The following is a 14,470-nucleotide window of genomic DNA, read 5'->3' on the forward strand; positions in this document are numbered from 1 at the left end:
CGGGGGCGTTCCCAGTCAGCCGGCGCGCGGCGGCGTGTCTATCCCCGGCCGAGGTGCGCCGTGACTCCCGGCGCTGCGACGTCGGCGCCCGACCTCGATCCACGGTTCGACGCCCGGGATCGTCCGCAGCGCGTCGACGAGCACCTGTGACGATCGCCCCTCGTGCGTCGAGGGCGAGTCGTAGAAGCCGGCCCACGTGCCTGCCTCCATTGCGAGCACGTCGAGCCGGTCGCCCGCGACGCGGTAGAGCTCCTCGAGGACGGGGCCGGCGTCGCGCGTCCATCGCGCGCGCGACATGATCGCGGAGAGCCGGACGCCGAGCGCGACGTCGGGGGAGAGGCCTTCGGACATGGCCGCGACCCTACTCCTGCGCTCGGACGTCGCGCTCGGCGGCGGTCACCAGAGCTTCTTGCGGAACCCGATGCCCTTGCCGAGGCGGAAGCTCATGTTGCCCCTGCTCGAGATGGTGATCGGCCCGACCTTCTTGGACACCGAGGCACCGCGGCCGGAGACGTTCACGCGTGTGCTCTTGCCGACCTTCTTGGACTTGCGGAAGAACCAGCCCATCAGCTTGCCGCCTGCACGAGCTGATGGGCGCGCTGGTGGCTGACGCCGATCACTGCGCCGATGTCGCGCACGGTGAGCTTCTGGGCGGCGAGATCCTTCGCGAGGCCCGCAGCGTCGGCCGCGGCCTGGCGCTCGAGCTCGGCCGCCTGCGCGCGCTCCTCCGCGATCTTCGCGAGTCGCTCGGCGACGTCGATCTCGCCCACGCGCTCGACGGTGAGGTCGACTGAGACGTCGTCGAGCTCGGCGTCGAGCGTGGCGGCGATCCACTCGCGCGCCATGAGCTCGGCCTCGGCGAGGCGACGCGCCTGGGTGAGGCCGTCGAGCTCGGGGATCGAGACCATCCACCACGACCCCTCGCGGGTCGCGGTGGCGGTGTAGTGGTGGCTCATCGCTCGTCCTCCTTCATCGCTTTGAGCAGCTTCCGGTAGACGCCGGGGCTGATCGCCTTGTGCCCATCCGGCAGCGGGAACCTCGTGCCGTTCGGGCCCTGCCACGTCGTGTGGCTTCCGACCGTACGGACGGGGCGCCATCCGGCGTCGGTGAGGGTCTTGATGACCTTGCGTGTGGGCTGCTCGCTGACCATGAGGCTAGTCTATCGGGGATAGACAGATCAAGTCAAGTGGGACTAGACAAGAATTGCGCGCGGTTCGGACTGCGCGACGCCCCTAGGATGCGGAGCGTGAAGCGCTACCCCTTCAAGCTGCCGGCCTGGGTGTTCTGGGTCCTCGTCGTCCTCGTCGCGTCGCTCGTCTCGCAGGTGCCAGCGGTCGGGCCCGTCCTCGCCCTCGCGCTCGTCGGCGTCGCGCTGTGGTGGTTCTTCAAGCGCGTCGCGCCCGAGCGCGACCGCGCCTACGCCGACTACGCACCGAAGCCGATCACCGGCGTCGCCGAGCTCGCCCTCGACCGCCTCGAGGTGCGCGGCGAAGCGAGCTACTACGTCGGCATCGCGCGAGCCGTGAGCATCGCCGGGCGCGACCTCGCCGCGATCCTCGCATGGGAGCCCAAGAACCCGCACAGCACGAACGGCAACGCGGTCCGCGTCGACCTCGCAGCCGGCGACGAGAGGATCACGTGCGGCTACGTCCCGGCCGAGCACTCCGCCGCGATCGCCGCCGAGGTCCGAGCGAACGCCGACAAGGGCCTCGCGACCGCGATGAGCGCAGCCGTGTTCGGCGGCACCGCCGACAAGCCGAACTACGGCGTCGTGCTCGGCACCGGCGTCCGCCCGCCGACCGCGTGGGACCGCCCCGCATGACCTGCGCTCGCCGGGTCACTCCTCCGGTGTGATGAGCTCGCGGGGCCACTCGACCCTGCACCCGTGGCAGAGCCATCCGCGCGGGTGCTCGTGCAGGACGCTGCCGCAGCTCGGGCAGTGCGGCTCGACGGCAGCGGCGAGGAAGTCGGACACGGGGCCGAGCATAGGCCTCCGCGCGTGATCGCGCGGGTGCGTCCAAGATTCGTCTAAGACGGCACCGTACGCGCCTGATAGCTCAGGTATGTCCATGTGGTCACGAACCGCATCTAAAGCCCTGGCCGCACGTAGTTTCTGATAGCCCCTGCGTGCGTATGTGTTCGAGTGCAATGAGCGCCGTCCGCGACAGGGGGTCGTCAGTTCGAACCTGGCAGCCGGCACCATCACTCGGCCGCGCCCGGGCCATCCGCTCGGTCAGCGGATGATCCGGGCGCGAGCCGCGTTCAGCGCACGCGGATGGTGTCGATCGCGTGCTGCCCCGCGTCGAGGCGCAGGTTGACGCCGCGGACGTCGCCGAGCTGACCGCGGCACTCGGATGACAGCGCGCCGAGGTCGATCGCGACCGACGCTCCGCCGGAGACAGGGTCGCCGGCGGGCAGTTCGCACCAGCTCCACGAGGGGCCGGCCTGCAGCGCGAGGCCGATCGACGTGCCGGTCGTCTCCGCGACGTCGATGACGAGCGTTGAGCGGCCGGAGAGGTCCCACGAGCCGGTCGCCCAGATCCATCCGCTCTCCGCGAGGTCGGCTGTGAGGCGTCCGTCCGCGGCGTCGATGGCCCCGTTCGCGGCCCACCCCTGCGGTCCGTCCGCGAAGTCGAACAGGGTGGTCGGCGGCTCCGTGCCCGGGGCCGCGTCGAAGGCCCGCAGGGCGCGGGCGAGCTCCGCCCGCGTCACGGGACCGCGCATCCCGAAGCGGCCGTCACCTGCGGGCTCGACGATGCTGTTCTGCGTGACCCACGCGATCGCCTCGGCCGACGGATGGGCCGGCGGCACATCGTCGAAGTCGGCGGGCTCCGCGGGCGTCGGCGCGCCCGCGAGCTCCCACAGCGCGTGGGCGAGCTCGGCGCGCTCGACGGGAGCCTTCGCCGTGCCGTCGACCGCCGGGGCATCCTCCCGGTACGCCGCGAGTGCGTGCGTCGCCTCGGCACGCGTCACGGGGCGCGTGGGGTGGAAGCGGCCGTTCGCGTCGCCGAGATCGACGACCTCGTCGTGCAGCCACGCGATCGCGGCGTAGTCGGGGTCGTCGCGTTCGACGTCGACGTAGACCGGCGGCGGGGGCGTGCCCTCGACCGCGCGGAGCTCGTCGACGACGATGGAGCCCTCGACGGCGCCTGCGTCGGCTGCGTTGACGAACACGCTGAACTGCGATACGTGGGCGAGGGCCTCGGGCGTGAGGCGGCGGTCGGCGTTGGCGGTGTCCCAGGGAGCGGGGCGCCAGTCGGCGAAGGGGATGGTGGCGAGGTAGGGGTCGTCGCCGGCGAGGGAGGGGTAGGCCTCGAAGGCGACGCCGTCGGCGACGAGCTGGAGGACGAGTCGGTTGCCGGACGCGTCGGGATCGATCCACGCCTGGAAGTCCCAGAACGACGACCAGTCGCCCGAGACCGGCCGGCCAGCACCCGTGTACGACTGCGTCGCGAAGGAGTATGACAGCCGCATCGCGGCCTCTCCGCCTCCGACCGCGTCGCCCTCGGCCGCGCGGGCGAGCTCGAGGACGTTCGCGTTCTGGGGCACCCACCTGCTCTGCAGGGCGGCGTCGGCGTCGTAGGACTCGAAGTCGTCGACGACGCCGAGCGGCAGCACCGGCTCGGGACCGAGGACGACGGTCGACGCCGTGGTCTCCACCTCGGCGCCGCCCGCGAACACGCGCAGGGTCAGCCCGTGCGACGTGTTGTCGAGCTGCTCGGGGGCGACCTCCCACGCCCCGGTCCACCACATTCCGCCGTCAGCCGGGGCCGCGAGCTCGATCACCTCTCCCGCGTCGGTCGTGACCGTCACGCGATCGGCCGCGTGACCCGTCACCGATGCGCGCAGCTCGACGGGCCCGGCCACCACGCGCGCGCCGTCGGCGGGGGAGGCGAGGTGCGCAGCGGCCGAGGCGACGGACGCGGTCTCGGCGTCGTAGACGCCCGCGAGATCGTCGGCGAAGAACGTACGCGGGTCGTCGTGGTACGCCTGGAAGTCGGGCAGCATCTCGCCCTCGACCGGGAAGTAGGGCGTCGAGTCGCCGCCGTAGTTCGCCCACGTCATCATGTAGGCGGTCCGCGCCGCGTCGGGATCCGACATGATCGCGTCGAGCACATCCGTGAACCACGTCACGTTCGCGTTCTCGCCGTCGGGGCGCACGCCGCCCGAGATGCCGAACTCCGTCAGCGCGCTGATCTTCCCGCGCGCCTGCGCGAGCCGGCCCATCATGCCGAGGTCGGCGACGAGCCCGTCCCGGAAGCTCTGCGCGGCGCCCGAGCTGTCGTAGACGTCGTAGCCGAGCACGTCCACGAAGTCGTCGCCGGGGTATGTGCGCAGGTACAGGTCCTCGTCGCCGCCGAACCCGCCCCCGGGCGAGAACGCGTACAGGAGGTTGTGCACGTCCTTCACGTCGCGCAGGTACTCGACCGTGAAGCGGAACAGCTCGGCGTACTCGCCGGGCAGGCCGAACGCCGCGCCCCACCAGAACCACGAGCCTGCGTTCTCATGCCACGGGCGGAACACGATCGGGATGGCCGTGCCGTCGGCGGCGACGGCGGCATGCGCGGTCGCGGCGATGCGATCGAGATACGCGCGGAGCGCATCGTGCTGCGCTCCGCCGGGGAGGACGGCGCGCAGGGCGTCGCCCGAGGTGTCGTAGAAGTCGCCGCCGGTCGCGAGGTTCTCCATGTGGATCGTGAGAGTGCTGATCGCCCCGACGTCGTGCGCCTGGCGGATGTTCGCGGCCAGCTGCTGCGCCTTCGCCTCGCGTTCGGCGAGCGGCATGCCCGCGGTCTCGAGCGTGTCGAATCCGATGACGGCCGGATGGTCGCCCGTCGCGGTGAGGGTGTCGGAGGACGTGCCGTCCTGCGTGGGGAAGGACTCCCCGAAGTACAGGTCCTCCTGGTGTCCGAACAGGACGCCCTCTGCGTCGATGTCGCGCAGGTACGCGAAGAGCGAGCGCGTCTCGGGAGTCGCGTCCGGGTCGACCAGGTCGACCTCGGCCGCGATGGGGGCGGCGTGCGCCACCGGAGTCACGGCGAGCGGAGCGGCGAAGCCGAGCGCAAGCGCGACGGCGACCGCGGCGCGCCTGCCGCGTCGTCGCGGTCGGACGCGACGGGATGGCTGCGCCCAGGCGGGCGCGGGGGTGCTGTTCATCGGCGAACCTCCTCAGGTGGGCGTCGGTGCCCACAGAAGTCCTACCGCGACTTAGTTACGCATGTCAACAAACGTCCTCACATCCCTCCCGCGAGGACAGCGGTCGCCTCGGCCGCGACGCCCCACAGGGCGTAGCAGCTGAGCGCGGCGAAGAGCGCCTGCTCGCGCCAGGACCCCGTGTCGCCGAGAACCGGCACCGCGATGCCGCCGCCGCGCAGCCACACCCGGCGGAGCAGCGGCGTGCGCCGCGCCCACCGGGGAGCCCGCACGCGGATGGGCCACAGCAGCGGGATGCCGCCGGTCGTGAGGAGGTCGCCGGCGAGGTGCGCGAGGTATCCGACCCCGACGCACCAGGGGAGCCAGGAGGTCTGCGCGGGGGCGAGGAAGCCGGCCGCCGCGCCGAGCGCCGCGCCACCCGCCCACGCGAGGGGCCACCGTCGCGCGATCCGCAGCACCTTGAGCGCGAAGGCGGTGCACGCCGCGACCGCGATCGCGACGCCCAGGTGGTAGGGCTCGGCCGAGCCGTCCGGGTGCCAGACGACCTCCCCGAGGAAGCGCATGCCGACGATGACGCCGAGCACGGCGAGCAGCGAGTGCATGCCCTTGCGGTGCCCGCCCGACACGGCGCCGACGACACCTGCCGCGAGTCGCCCGGCGATGGGCACGGAGTGGGCGATCGTCGCACTGTGATGATCCGCGTCGGGCAGGAGGGCGGCGCCCGCCGCGATGGGCGCGCCGAGCAGCACCGCGGCGGGCGCGAGCTCGTGCGCCCCCAGGGCGGGGAGCGTCGTGGCGGTGAGCGCGATCCAGGCGGCGGCGCCGCTGGCGGCGTGCGAGGTCCCCATCATGGCGGGGTCTCCTTGGAGGTCGAAGGGCGTGGCGCGTCACGACGTCGGGACGACGTTCAGGCTATGCGCGGGCGCCGACATCGCCGGGCGCGGCGACACGCGGATGGCCTTCTCCGCCCGCTGCAGGTAGACTGGACGGAGCTTGCAGTGCGATGTCCGCCGCCTCTCACGGCCGATCGCCGCAGCTCACCGGCTCAGGGCCATCCACGGATCCCCTCGCACAGATGCGAGCGGCGATCGCCCGGAGCCGCCGCATCGCGGGCATGCCCATGCGGCCGCCCGCACTCAGACGAGAAGAGCACGACATGACCATCACCCACCTCGACGACCCTCACCATACCGACGAGCCGCTTGCCTGGAAGCAGGCGGCAGACGACGTCTTCGTCGCGACGCATGCCGGCGAGTTCGCGGGCTTCGTCACGGTCGACGGCCGGCGCCACCTCGCGCACGACCGCCACGGCGTCGCGATCGGCGAGTTCGCCTCGCTCGCGACCGCCCTCGCGGCGCTCGAGGAGCGCGCCCGCGACGTGAAGCCCATCCTCAAGGCCGCGCACCCTCCCCGCACGCCTCGCCCGCGCCGACTCTCACGGCGCGCGATCGCCTGACCGCGCGCCGCCGGCGGCTGCCGCTCCCGAGCTGTGCCGGGATTCGGATGCGCGGGGCCGGTATGCGCGTGTCGGCCACAGGCGTGCACATGCGCACCACGGATCCGATTCCCGTGACGCGCTGTGCCGCGACGTGACATGGCACTGCCGTGACGAGGCACCGCGCGCGGTTGCGGCCCGGCGCCGCCGTAGGATGGCCGAGGTCGCACGAGCAGGGGGAGGCGCGATGGACCGCGGAGCGCCGAAGCACCGGCTCGCGATCGCGATCGGCGTCGGCGGCGCCGTCCTCGTGGGCGCCCTCACGGCCATCCAGGCGCGCGTCAACGGGCAGCTCGGCGTCGCGCTCGACGCCGCGCTCGTGGCGGCCCTCATCTCGTTCGGGTCGGGCCTCGTCATCCTGCTCGTGCTCGCGCCGCTCCTCCCGAGCGGCCGTGCCGGCGTCCGTGCCCTCCGATCGGCCCTGCGCGAGCGCCGCGTGCCCTGGTGGATGCTCGTGGGCGGCGCGGCGGGGGCGTTCAGCGTCGCGACGCAGAGCTTCACGGTCGCCGTCATCGGCGTGGCCATGTTCTCGGTCGGCATGGTGGCAGGCCAGACCGTGCACGGTCTCGTGCTCGACCGCATCGGCTACAGCCCCGCGGGCGTGAGCGCCGTGACGCTGCCGCGGGTCGCGGGCGCCGCCCTCGTGCTCTCGGCGGTCGTCGTGTCGCTGACCGGAGACGCCGTGGCGCGGGCCCCGCTGTGGATGCTCGTCCTGCCGTTCCTCGTCGGGGCCGGCGTCGCGTGGCAGACGGCGACGAACGGGCGGCTGCGCCAGGCCGTCGGCTCCGCGTTCGCGGCGACGCTCGTCAACTTCATCGGCGGGACGGCCGTGCTCGCCGTCGCCGCCGTCTGGCACCTCGCGACGGCGGGTGTGTCCGCATCCGCGCCGCGCGAGCCGTGGCTCTATCTCGGCGGAGCGCTCGGCGTCGCGTACATCTTCATCTCGGCGGCGCTCACTCCGCGCACGGGGGTCCTGCTCATGACGCTCGGGTCCGTGCTCGGCATGCTCGGCGCATCCGTCGTCCTCGACGTCGTCTGGCCGCCCGCCGCGCCGCCCGCGCTGTGGCAGCGCGCGCTCCCGGTGGCGCTCGCCGCGGGCGGCGTGGTCGTCGCGACCGTGCGCGCCGGGCGCCGCTGACCGGTCAGCCCGCGAGGAGAGCCTCGCCCAGCGGCGTGCGCGCATGGAGCATGCGCTGTCCGGATCGCCGCGACGCGATGAGCCTCGCCCCGCGCAGCGCGCTGAGGTGATGCGATGCCGTCGCGATCGCGAGCCCGGTCGCTGTCGCGACGGCACTCGTCGAGAGCGGCTCCCGCAGTGCCAGGAGGACCGAGAGCCGCCCCTCGCCGAGAAGCCGGCCGAGTGCGGCTGCGTGCGCGACCCCCTCGCGATGCCAGTCCTCGGCGACGCCGAGCGCGGGGTAGAACAGCGTCGGCTGCGCCGGCGGCTCGGTGATCACCGAGCACCGCCGCGCGAACACCGACGGCACGAGCACGAGGCCGCGCCCCGTGCAGTCGACGGTCTCCTCGTGGCGCGTGAGCTCGACGCGCACGGAGTCGGCCGACCAGTCCACGGCCGGATGGAGCGCTGTCGCCATCGCGCCGATGCCGGCCGTCGTGACGACCCGCGTCCGTGCCACGATGTCAGCCCGCAGGAGGCGCTCCAGCTGCGACCAGGATGGCGCGAGCACGGCATCCCACACGGCGTCGGCGGCGTCGGCGATCGCCGCTCGCGCGCGGTTCGGGTCGTCGAGAAGTCGGAGGAGCGTCGTCCGCTCGCGTCCCGCGCTGCGGTCGACGCGCTTGCGGAGGTCGACCTGCATCCCCCGCAGCGGAGCCCGGCGGCGGCGCGCCGCCTCCTCGACAGGGTCGAGATCCCACGACGGCTCAGAGGTGAGGAAGTCGGGGACGTAGCCGTCTGCTCCGACCACGGTCCGCAGCAGCTCGAAGGCGGGGCGCGGAACGACGTCGCGGGCCTGGCGCAGCCATCCCCACTGGAGCGGGTTCTCCGCGGGGCGGGCGAGGGAGCGCACCGCGTGGACGAGCTCGTGCCCCGGCGAGATGCCGAATCGGATGGCCGACACGTCGTCCGGGCGCAGGCGGAACTCGACGAGCTTTCGATGCACATCGAAACCTTATCCTCGCCGAACCGCGCCTGCGAGAGTCGCGTCGTGAGAGAGAGGAGCCGCTCATGGGCATCGTGACGGCGGATGAGATCCGCATGCCGGGCAGCAGGACGCTGCGCTTCGAGGGGCGGGAGCACGGCGCGGCCGTGTCGTTCTTCCATGTCGACAACGAGCCGGGTCAGGGGCCCGGCCTGCACCGCCATCCCTACTCGGAGACCTGGCATGTCCTCGCGGGCGAGGCCACGATCACGATGGGCGAGGAGACGATCGTCGCCCACGCCGGCGACACCGCGACCGTCGGAGCCGGCGTGTGGCACGGCTTCGTCAACTCGGGCGATGGACCTCTGCGCATCCTCTGCATCCACGCATCCGACACGATGATCCAGGAGTTCCTCTGATGTCCTTCCAGGCGTACCTCGACAACATCGAGACGAAGACCGGCGTCACGCCGCGCGCCTTCGTCGACCTCGCCGCCGAGCGCGGCTTCGGCCCCGGGACCAAGGCGGGCCCGATCATCGAGTGGCTCGCCGCCGACTACGGCCTCGGCCGCGGCCACGCGATGGCGCTCGTGCATGTCATCACCAAGGGCGACCGCATCGACGCGAAGCACGTCGGCAGCGGGACCGCCCACAGCGACGCGTCGGATCGGCTGTGGCTCGACGGCAAGGACACCCGGCCCGAGGGCTGGTGACCTAGGGGCGCTCGCCGCCCGGCATCCTGCCGAGGATCCGGTCCGGGTCGACACCGGGCCGGAACCCCTCGCGGTCGCGCGGAGGGCGCCCGCCGACGTACAGCCATCCGAGGAGCTTCTCGCGGCGGGTGAGGCCGTGCGCCTTCGCGACCGCGGGGGAGCGCACGAAGGCGCCCGTGCGCCACATCACACCCCAGCCGGCCTCGTCGAGGAGCAGGCTCAGCAGGTGGGCCACGCCCGACGCGACGGCCTCCTGCTCCCACTCCGGCACCTTCTCGGACGGGCGGGGGCTCGACACGATCGCGATGAGCAGGGGAGCGCGCAGCGGCTTCGTCGAAGGTCCGTCGCCTGTCGCCTCGCCGATCGCGCGGCCGAGCCGCAGACGGTCGTCGCCGCGCAGCTCGATGAGCCGCCACGGGGTGAGGTTCGAGTGGTCGGCGACGCGACCGGCCGCCGCCACGAGCGGCAGCAGCTCCTCGCGCGTGGGAGCCTCGTCGGTGACCTTGGACGATGAGCGCCGCGCGCGGGCGGCCTCGAGTGCGGAGCCCATGCGCGGAGCGCTCACGCCTCGGGCGTGAAGTTCAGCGAGAGCGAGTTCATGCAGTAGCGGTCGCCGGTGGGCGTGCCGAATCCGTCCGGGAAGACGTGTCCGAGGTGCGAGCCGCAGTTCGCGCAGCGGACCTCGGTCCGCACCATGCCGTGGCTCGTGTCCTCGAGCAGCTCGACGGCCTCGGGCCGCACCGACTCGTAGAAGCTCGGCCACCCGCAGTGCGAGTCGAACTTCGTGCCGCTCTGGAAGAGCTCGGCGCCGCATGCGGCGCACGTGTACAGGCCCGCGCGCTCCTCGTCGAGCAGCTCGCCGGTCCACGGCCGCTCGGTTCCGGCCTCGCGCAGCACCGCGTACTGCTCAGGCGTCAGCTCTGCACGCCACTCCGCCTCGGACTTCTCGACCCTGTACGACATGCCCCGATTCTACCGCCGCGCAGGACGGCAGGGGCCGGAGGAGGGGCGCCGGGAGAAGGCAGAATGGCGGGGATGGACGAGGTCGCGCAGGTCGCCGAACGCTTCGCCCGGTTCGCCGCGGAGGAGGCGCCGGGACGGTCTCGCGTCTACGGCGACTGGGCGGCGAGGGTCGCCGAGGACGGGACGGTGGCCGCCGTGCTCGCCCGCATCCCGGCGGCGCACCGCCAGCCGCCGCTCGTGTTCGCCGTGACGCGCCTGCTCGGCGCCGCGGATGACGCCGACGCCGCCGACTGGGCGCGCTTCGTGCGCGAGCGGGCCGACGACATCGTCGCCGAGTGCGCCATCCGCGGCCTGCAGACGAACGAGCCGCTGCGCTGCGCGGCGCTCCTGCCCGCGCTCTCGCTCGTCCCCGGCCCGATCGCCCTCCTCGAGCTCGGTGCATCGGGAGGCCTGTGCCTCTACCCCGACCGCTACTCGTACCGGTATGCGGCGCCCGGCCGACACGTGCGCCTCGACCCCGTCGACCGGGCGTCCGGGGTCGTTCTGGCCTCGACCTGGGATGGCCCGCTGCCGGAGCTGCGGCTGCCGGAGGTCGTCTGGCGCGCGGGCATCGATCTGCAGCCGCGCGATCCGCGCGACCCGCACGACCGCGCCTGGCTCGAGATGCTCGTGTGGCCGGGCGAGGAGGGGCGGCGCGAGCGGATCGCGCGGGCGCTCGACATCGCGGCGGCCGATCCGCCTCTTCTCATCGCAGGCGATGCCGGCGATCCCGAGGCCCTCCGCGCGCTCGCCGCGGACGCGCCATCGGAGGCGACGCTCGTCGTGTCGACGCCGGGCGTGCTCCCGTACCTCCCGCGTGCCCGCCGGGAGGCGCTCATCGACGCCATCCGGGCACTCGGCGCTCGCTGGATCACGCTCGATGCGCCGGGGCTCCACAGCGGATGGGCCGAGCCGGTCGACGAGGCGGAATGGCCAGGTGGCTTCGCGCTCGCTCTCGACGGCCGCGTGCTCGCCGCGGCGGATCCGCTCGGGGCCCGCGTCCGCTGGCGCGCCTGACGGCCGAGCGGCGCCGCGCGCCATACGCTCGGAGCATGTCCACCTCCCTGTCGGAACGCGAGCGCGCCATCCTCGCCTTCGAGGCGGCGTGGGGCGCCCATCGCGGCGCCAAGGAGGAGGCGATCCGCGCAGAGCTCGCGATGACCCCGGCGCGGTACTACCAGCTGCTCGGGCGGCTGATCGACACCGAGGCCGCGCTCGCCGCGGATCCGCTCCTCGTCAAGCGCCTCCGCCGACTGCGCGACGAGCGCGAGGCGGCGCGCCTCCGCGTCACCAGCTGATCCACGACGTCCGCGGATAGCATCGAGGGATGCCGAGCACCTACCCCCGGGACCGCTTCGACGACATCCCGCGCGAGACCGGGCGCGTCGGCGCCCACCGCGCGGAGAACCCGGGCATGAGCGGACCCGCCGTGCTGCTGTGGGCGATCGTCGCGACGATCGTGCTCGTGATCGCGGGGATCCTCGGCTTCCTCGTCCTCTCGCAGCAGGGCGCGCTCCCGGCGCCCGAGAACACGCCGGCGCCGGCGGCGACGACGGCGCCCGTCGTCGACACGTCGTACTCGGTGCTCGTCCTCAACGGCACGGCGACCGAGGGGCTCGACGACGAGGTCGCGGAGCAGCTCGTCGACGCGGGCTTCCCCGAGGGGGCCGTGACCCCCACCGATTCCGACGAGACGGACTTCGAGAAGACGACCGTCTTCTACGCGAGCCCCGAGGACGAGCCGGCGGCGCGCGGCGTCGCGGAGGCCATCGGCGCGACCGAGGTGGTGCAGAGCGACGCGTACCAGAGCGGCGACGGCCGACAGCTCACGGTGGTCGTCGGACTCGACCGTGTTTCCGGCGCGTAAACGTCACGAGACGACCGTGTCAAACGTCGCCTGATCGACGTTCTGCCGCGGAATCACGCGGATACGATCACTCCAGTTCCATCCCGCAACAGGAGTGATCGCCATGACCCAGGGCACCGTGAAGTGGTTCAACGCCGAGAAGGGCTACGGGTTCATCACCGTCGCCGACGGTGGCCAGGACGTCTTCGTGCACTATTCGAACATCGAGATGACCGGCTTCCGCGTGCTCGAGGAGGGCCAGGCCGTCGAGTTCACGGTGGGCACCGGGCAGAAGGGCCCCCAGGCCGAGGCGGTCCGTCCCGTCTGAGCGCTCCCGCCTTCTCCGCAGCCGCCCCGCGACCCCGGTCGCGGGGCGGCTGCGCGTGTGTCGGCGGGTGACGCCTCCCGGCTTGCACTCGATGGGGTCGAGTGCCAAAATGGCGTTTAGCACTCCCGTCAAGAGAGTGCTAAACCCATACGCCTACGTCCGGGAGGGACGACAAACACATGGCAAAGATCATCGCTTTCGACGAAGAGGCCCGTCGCGGCCTCGAGCGCGGCCTCAACACGCTGGCCGACGCCGTCAAGGTGACGCTCGGCCCGCGTGGTCGCAACGTCGTGCTCGAGAAGAAGTGGGGCGCTCCCACGATCACGAACGACGGCGTCTCCATCGCGAAGGAGATCGAGCTCGACGACCCGTACGAGAAGATCGGCGCCGAGCTCGTCAAGGAGGTCGCGAAGAAGACCGACGACGTCGCCGGTGACGGCACGACCACGGCCACCGTCCTCGCCCAGGCGCTCGTCCGCGAGGGCCTCCGCAACGTCGCCGCGGGCGCCGACCCGATCAGCCTCAAGCGCGGCATCGAGAAGGCCGTCAAGGCGGTCACCGACCAGCTCCTCTCCACCGCGAAGGAGATCGAGTCGAAGGAGCAGATCGCCGCGACGGCGTCGATCTCGGCTGCGGACACCTCGATCGGCGAGCTCATCGCCGAGGCGATCGACAAGGTCGGCAAGGAGGGCGTCGTCACGGTCGAGGAGGCCCAGGCCTTCGGCACCGAGCTCGAGCTGACGGAGGGCATGCGCTTCGACAAGGGCTACCTCAACCCCTACTTCGTGACGGACCCGGAGCGCCAGGAGGCCGTCTTCGAGGACCCGTACATCCTCATCGCGAACCAGAAGATCTCGAACATCAAGGACCTTCTGCCCGTCGTCGACAAGGTGATCCAGGCGGGCAAGGAGCTCGTCATCATCGCCGAGGACGTCGAGGGCGAGGCTCTCGCGACGCTCGTGCTCAACAAGATCCGCGGCATCTTCAAGTCGGTCGCCGTCAAGGCCCCCGGCTTCGGCGACCGCCGCAAGGCGCAGCTGCAGGACATCGCGATCCTCACGGGCGGCCAGGTCATCACGGAGGAGGTCGGCCTCAAGCTCGAGAACACCGACCTCGAGCTCCTCGGCCGTGCGCGCAAGGTCATCATCACCAAGGACGAGACGACGATCGTCGAGGGTGCCGGTGACGCCGCGCAGATCGAGGGTCGCGTGACCCAGATCCGCCGCGAGATCGAGAACACCGACAGCGACTACGACCGCGAGAAGCTGCAGGAGCGCCTCGCCAAGCTCGCCGGCGGCGTCGCCGTCATCAAGGCGGGCGCGGCCACCGAGGTCGAGCTCAAGGAGCGCAAGCACCGCATCGAGGACGCCGTCCGCAACGCGAAGGCGGCCGTCGAGGAGGGCATCGTCCCCGGTGGTGGCGTCGCGCTCATCCAGGCGGGCCAGGTCGCGTTCGACGGTCTCGAGCTCACGGGCGACGAGGCGACCGGCGCGAACATCGTGAAGATCGCCATCGAGGCTCCGCTCAAGCAGATCGCCCTCAACGCGGGCCTCGAGCCGGGCGTCGTCGCGAACCGCGTCGCCGAGCTCCCGGTCGGCCAGGGCCTCAACGCGGCCACGGGCGAGTACGTCGACCTCTTCGAGGCCGGCATCATCGACCCCGCCAAGGTCACGCGCTCGGCTCTGCAGAACGCCGCGTCGATCGCCGGCCTGTTCCTCACGACCGAGGCGGTCGTGGCGGACAAGCCGGAGAAGGCCGCGGCCGCTCCTGCCGACCCCAGCGGCGGCATGGACTTCTGATCCGCGCCGCGCGCTCGTCGCGCTGAACGACA

General features: G+C 72.4%; 20 protein-coding genes. 10 read left to right on the forward strand and 10 right to left on the reverse strand.

Features of this window, described 5'->3' with window-relative positions:
• Window positions 1-15 precede the first annotated feature (15 nt).
• The 4 genes from ACWXWW_RS11310 to ACWXWW_RS11325 are packed head-to-tail and all read right to left on the reverse strand — an operon-like array spanning window position 16 to window position 1,150.
• Window positions 16-351, reverse strand: coding sequence for a hypothetical protein (locus tag ACWXWW_RS11310; RefSeq protein WP_455969973.1), 336 nt, complete (start codon window positions 349-351; stop codon window positions 16-18).
• Window positions 352-396: 45 nt separating this feature from the next.
• Window positions 397-567: a DUF4236 domain-containing protein gene (locus ACWXWW_RS11315; RefSeq protein ID WP_455969974.1), complete on the reverse strand. Its 171-nt coding sequence runs from the start codon at window positions 565-567 to the stop codon at window positions 397-399.
• A complete protein-coding gene (locus tag ACWXWW_RS11320; RefSeq protein WP_455969975.1) occupies window positions 567-956 on the reverse strand; it encodes a hypothetical protein in 390 nt (129 codons plus the stop codon). Before ACWXWW_RS11320 ends, ACWXWW_RS11315 begins: the two co-directional genes overlap by 1 nt.
• Window positions 953-1,150 (reverse strand): type II toxin-antitoxin system HicA family toxin, encoded by a 198-nt coding sequence (locus ACWXWW_RS11325; RefSeq protein WP_455969977.1) that lies wholly within the window; start codon window positions 1,148-1,150, stop codon window positions 953-955. Before ACWXWW_RS11325 ends, ACWXWW_RS11320 begins: the two co-directional genes overlap by 4 nt.
• 96 nt (window positions 1,151-1,246) lie before the next feature.
• Between ACWXWW_RS11325 and ACWXWW_RS11330 the strand changes: the two genes are divergently transcribed.
• Window positions 1,247-1,822 carry a hypothetical protein gene (locus ACWXWW_RS11330; RefSeq protein ID WP_455969978.1) on the forward strand — a complete coding sequence of 192 codons (576 nt, stop codon included), beginning with the start codon at window positions 1,247-1,249 and terminating at the stop codon, window positions 1,820-1,822.
• A gap of 15 nt (window positions 1,823-1,837) precedes the next feature.
• Here the strand turns inward: ACWXWW_RS11330 and ACWXWW_RS11335 are convergent, their stop codons facing one another.
• From ACWXWW_RS11335 to ACWXWW_RS11345, 3 genes are all read right to left on the reverse strand, one after another.
• On the reverse strand, window positions 1,838-1,975 hold the full coding sequence (locus tag ACWXWW_RS11335; RefSeq protein ID WP_455969979.1) for a hypothetical protein: 138 nt from the start codon (window positions 1,973-1,975) through the stop codon (window positions 1,838-1,840).
• 287 nt (window positions 1,976-2,262) lie between these two features.
• The gene (locus ACWXWW_RS11340; protein WP_455969980.1) at window positions 2,263-5,157 is read right to left on the reverse strand and encodes a glycosyl hydrolase; all 2,895 of its coding nucleotides are present in this window, start codon (window positions 5,155-5,157) and stop codon (window positions 2,263-2,265) included.
• Between the two features lie 77 nt (window positions 5,158-5,234).
• The gene (locus ACWXWW_RS11345) at window positions 5,235-6,005 is read right to left on the reverse strand and encodes a metal-dependent hydrolase (protein ID WP_271173576.1); all 771 of its coding nucleotides are present in this window, start codon (window positions 6,003-6,005) and stop codon (window positions 5,235-5,237) included.
• A 305-nt stretch (window positions 6,006-6,310) separates the two neighbouring features.
• Between ACWXWW_RS11345 and ACWXWW_RS11350 the strand changes: the two genes are divergently transcribed.
• Together ACWXWW_RS11350 and ACWXWW_RS11355 are read left to right on the forward strand one after the other, a co-directional pair.
• Entirely contained in the window at window positions 6,311-6,610 is a 300-nt protein-coding gene (locus tag ACWXWW_RS11350; protein ID WP_271173575.1) for a hypothetical protein, read from the forward strand.
• 226 nt (window positions 6,611-6,836) lie between these two features.
• Window positions 6,837-7,787: a DMT family transporter gene (locus ACWXWW_RS11355; protein WP_455969981.1), complete on the forward strand. Its 951-nt coding sequence runs from the start codon at window positions 6,837-6,839 to the stop codon at window positions 7,785-7,787.
• Window positions 7,788-7,791: 4 nt separating this feature from the next.
• On the opposite strand, the gene ACWXWW_RS11360 is transcribed toward ACWXWW_RS11355, so the two are convergent.
• Window positions 7,792-8,772, reverse strand: coding sequence for an ArsR/SmtB family transcription factor (locus ACWXWW_RS11360; protein ID WP_455969982.1), 981 nt, complete (start codon window positions 8,770-8,772; stop codon window positions 7,792-7,794).
• Between the two features lie 65 nt (window positions 8,773-8,837).
• Here ACWXWW_RS11360 and ACWXWW_RS11365 point away from each other — a divergent pair, with 65 nt between their 5' ends.
• Window positions 8,838-9,170 (forward strand): cupin domain-containing protein, encoded by a 333-nt coding sequence (locus ACWXWW_RS11365; RefSeq protein ID WP_282979406.1) that lies wholly within the window; start codon window positions 8,838-8,840, stop codon window positions 9,168-9,170.
• The gene (locus ACWXWW_RS11370) at window positions 9,170-9,463 is read left to right on the forward strand and encodes a DUF4287 domain-containing protein (protein ID WP_455969983.1); all 294 of its coding nucleotides are present in this window, start codon (window positions 9,170-9,172) and stop codon (window positions 9,461-9,463) included. The genes ACWXWW_RS11365 and ACWXWW_RS11370 overlap by 1 nt, the downstream gene beginning before the upstream one ends.
• Before the next feature lies 1 nt (window position 9,464).
• Here the strand turns inward: ACWXWW_RS11370 and ACWXWW_RS11375 are convergent, their stop codons facing one another.
• On the reverse strand, window positions 9,465-10,013 hold the full coding sequence (locus tag ACWXWW_RS11375) for a nitroreductase family protein (RefSeq protein ID WP_271173684.1): 549 nt from the start codon (window positions 10,011-10,013) through the stop codon (window positions 9,465-9,467).
• Window positions 10,014-10,024: 11 nt separating this feature from the next.
• Window positions 10,025-10,426, reverse strand: a complete 402-nt coding sequence (gene msrB / locus ACWXWW_RS11380; protein ID WP_271173570.1) for a peptide-methionine (R)-S-oxide reductase MsrB — start codon at window positions 10,424-10,426, stop codon at window positions 10,025-10,027.
• Between the two features lie 72 nt (window positions 10,427-10,498).
• On the opposite strand from msrB, the gene ACWXWW_RS11385 reads away from it, so the two are divergent.
• The 5 genes from ACWXWW_RS11385 to groL all read left to right on the forward strand — a co-directional run bounded on the left by ACWXWW_RS11385 (window position 10,499) and on the right by groL (window position 14,438).
• Window positions 10,499-11,482, forward strand: a complete 984-nt coding sequence (locus tag ACWXWW_RS11385; protein WP_455969984.1) for a DUF2332 family protein — start codon at window positions 10,499-10,501, stop codon at window positions 11,480-11,482.
• A 35-nt stretch (window positions 11,483-11,517) separates the two neighbouring features.
• Entirely contained in the window at window positions 11,518-11,763 is a 246-nt protein-coding gene (locus ACWXWW_RS11390) for a DUF3263 domain-containing protein (protein ID WP_455969985.1), read from the forward strand.
• Between the two features lie 29 nt (window positions 11,764-11,792).
• Window positions 11,793-12,332 carry a LytR C-terminal domain-containing protein gene (locus tag ACWXWW_RS11395; RefSeq protein WP_282979401.1) on the forward strand — a complete coding sequence of 180 codons (540 nt, stop codon included), beginning with the start codon at window positions 11,793-11,795 and terminating at the stop codon, window positions 12,330-12,332.
• 103 nt (window positions 12,333-12,435) lie between these two features.
• On the forward strand, window positions 12,436-12,639 hold the full coding sequence (locus ACWXWW_RS11400) for a cold-shock protein (RefSeq protein ID WP_271173566.1): 204 nt from the start codon (window positions 12,436-12,438) through the stop codon (window positions 12,637-12,639).
• 179 nt (window positions 12,640-12,818) lie between these two features.
• Window positions 12,819-14,438 carry a chaperonin GroEL gene (gene groL, locus ACWXWW_RS11405; RefSeq protein WP_271173565.1) on the forward strand — a complete coding sequence of 540 codons (1,620 nt, stop codon included), beginning with the start codon at window positions 12,819-12,821 and terminating at the stop codon, window positions 14,436-14,438.
• The last annotated feature ends 32 nt before the right edge of the window (window positions 14,439-14,470 follow it).

The organism is Microbacterium sp. KNMS (assembly GCF_053851835.1).

What these genes read in the sequence shown, in the direction of transcription:
- ACWXWW_RS11365 (WP_282979406.1), top strand. Translation starts at nt 8,838, where the DNA reads ATGGGCATCGTGACGGCGGATGAGATCCGCATGCCGGGCAGCAGGACG.
- ACWXWW_RS11390 (WP_455969985.1), top strand. Translation starts at nt 11,518, where the DNA reads ATGTCCACCTCCCTGTCGGAACGCGAGCGCGCCATCCTCGCCTTCGAG.
- ACWXWW_RS11310 (WP_455969973.1), bottom strand. Translation starts at nt 351, where the DNA reads ATGTCCGAAGGCCTCTCCCCCGACGTCGCGCTCGGCGTCCGGCTCTCC.
- msrB (WP_271173570.1), bottom strand. Translation starts at nt 10,426, where the DNA reads ATGTCGTACAGGGTCGAGAAGTCCGAGGCGGAGTGGCGTGCAGAGCTG.
- ACWXWW_RS11315 (WP_455969974.1), bottom strand. Translation starts at nt 567, where the DNA reads ATGGGCTGGTTCTTCCGCAAGTCCAAGAAGGTCGGCAAGAGCACACGC.
- ACWXWW_RS11370 (WP_455969983.1), top strand. Translation starts at nt 9,170, where the DNA reads ATGTCCTTCCAGGCGTACCTCGACAACATCGAGACGAAGACCGGCGTC.
- ACWXWW_RS11395 (WP_282979401.1), top strand. Translation starts at nt 11,793, where the DNA reads ATGCCGAGCACCTACCCCCGGGACCGCTTCGACGACATCCCGCGCGAG.
- ACWXWW_RS11320 (WP_455969975.1), bottom strand. Translation starts at nt 956, where the DNA reads ATGAGCCACCACTACACCGCCACCGCGACCCGCGAGGGGTCGTGGTGG.
- ACWXWW_RS11345 (WP_271173576.1), bottom strand. Translation starts at nt 6,005, where the DNA reads ATGATGGGGACCTCGCACGCCGCCAGCGGCGCCGCCGCCTGGATCGCG.
- ACWXWW_RS11355 (WP_455969981.1), top strand. Translation starts at nt 6,837, where the DNA reads ATGGACCGCGGAGCGCCGAAGCACCGGCTCGCGATCGCGATCGGCGTC.
- ACWXWW_RS11400 (WP_271173566.1), top strand. Translation starts at nt 12,436, where the DNA reads ATGACCCAGGGCACCGTGAAGTGGTTCAACGCCGAGAAGGGCTACGGG.
- ACWXWW_RS11385 (WP_455969984.1), top strand. Translation starts at nt 10,499, where the DNA reads ATGGACGAGGTCGCGCAGGTCGCCGAACGCTTCGCCCGGTTCGCCGCG.
- ACWXWW_RS11375 (WP_271173684.1), bottom strand. Translation starts at nt 10,013, where the DNA reads ATGGGCTCCGCACTCGAGGCCGCCCGCGCGCGGCGCTCATCGTCCAAG.
- groL (WP_271173565.1), top strand. Translation starts at nt 12,819, where the DNA reads ATGGCAAAGATCATCGCTTTCGACGAAGAGGCCCGTCGCGGCCTCGAG.
- ACWXWW_RS11340 (WP_455969980.1), bottom strand. Translation starts at nt 5,157, where the DNA reads ATGAACAGCACCCCCGCGCCCGCCTGGGCGCAGCCATCCCGTCGCGTC.
- ACWXWW_RS11350 (WP_271173575.1), top strand. Translation starts at nt 6,311, where the DNA reads ATGACCATCACCCACCTCGACGACCCTCACCATACCGACGAGCCGCTT.
- ACWXWW_RS11325 (WP_455969977.1), bottom strand. Translation starts at nt 1,150, where the DNA reads ATGGTCAGCGAGCAGCCCACACGCAAGGTCATCAAGACCCTCACCGAC.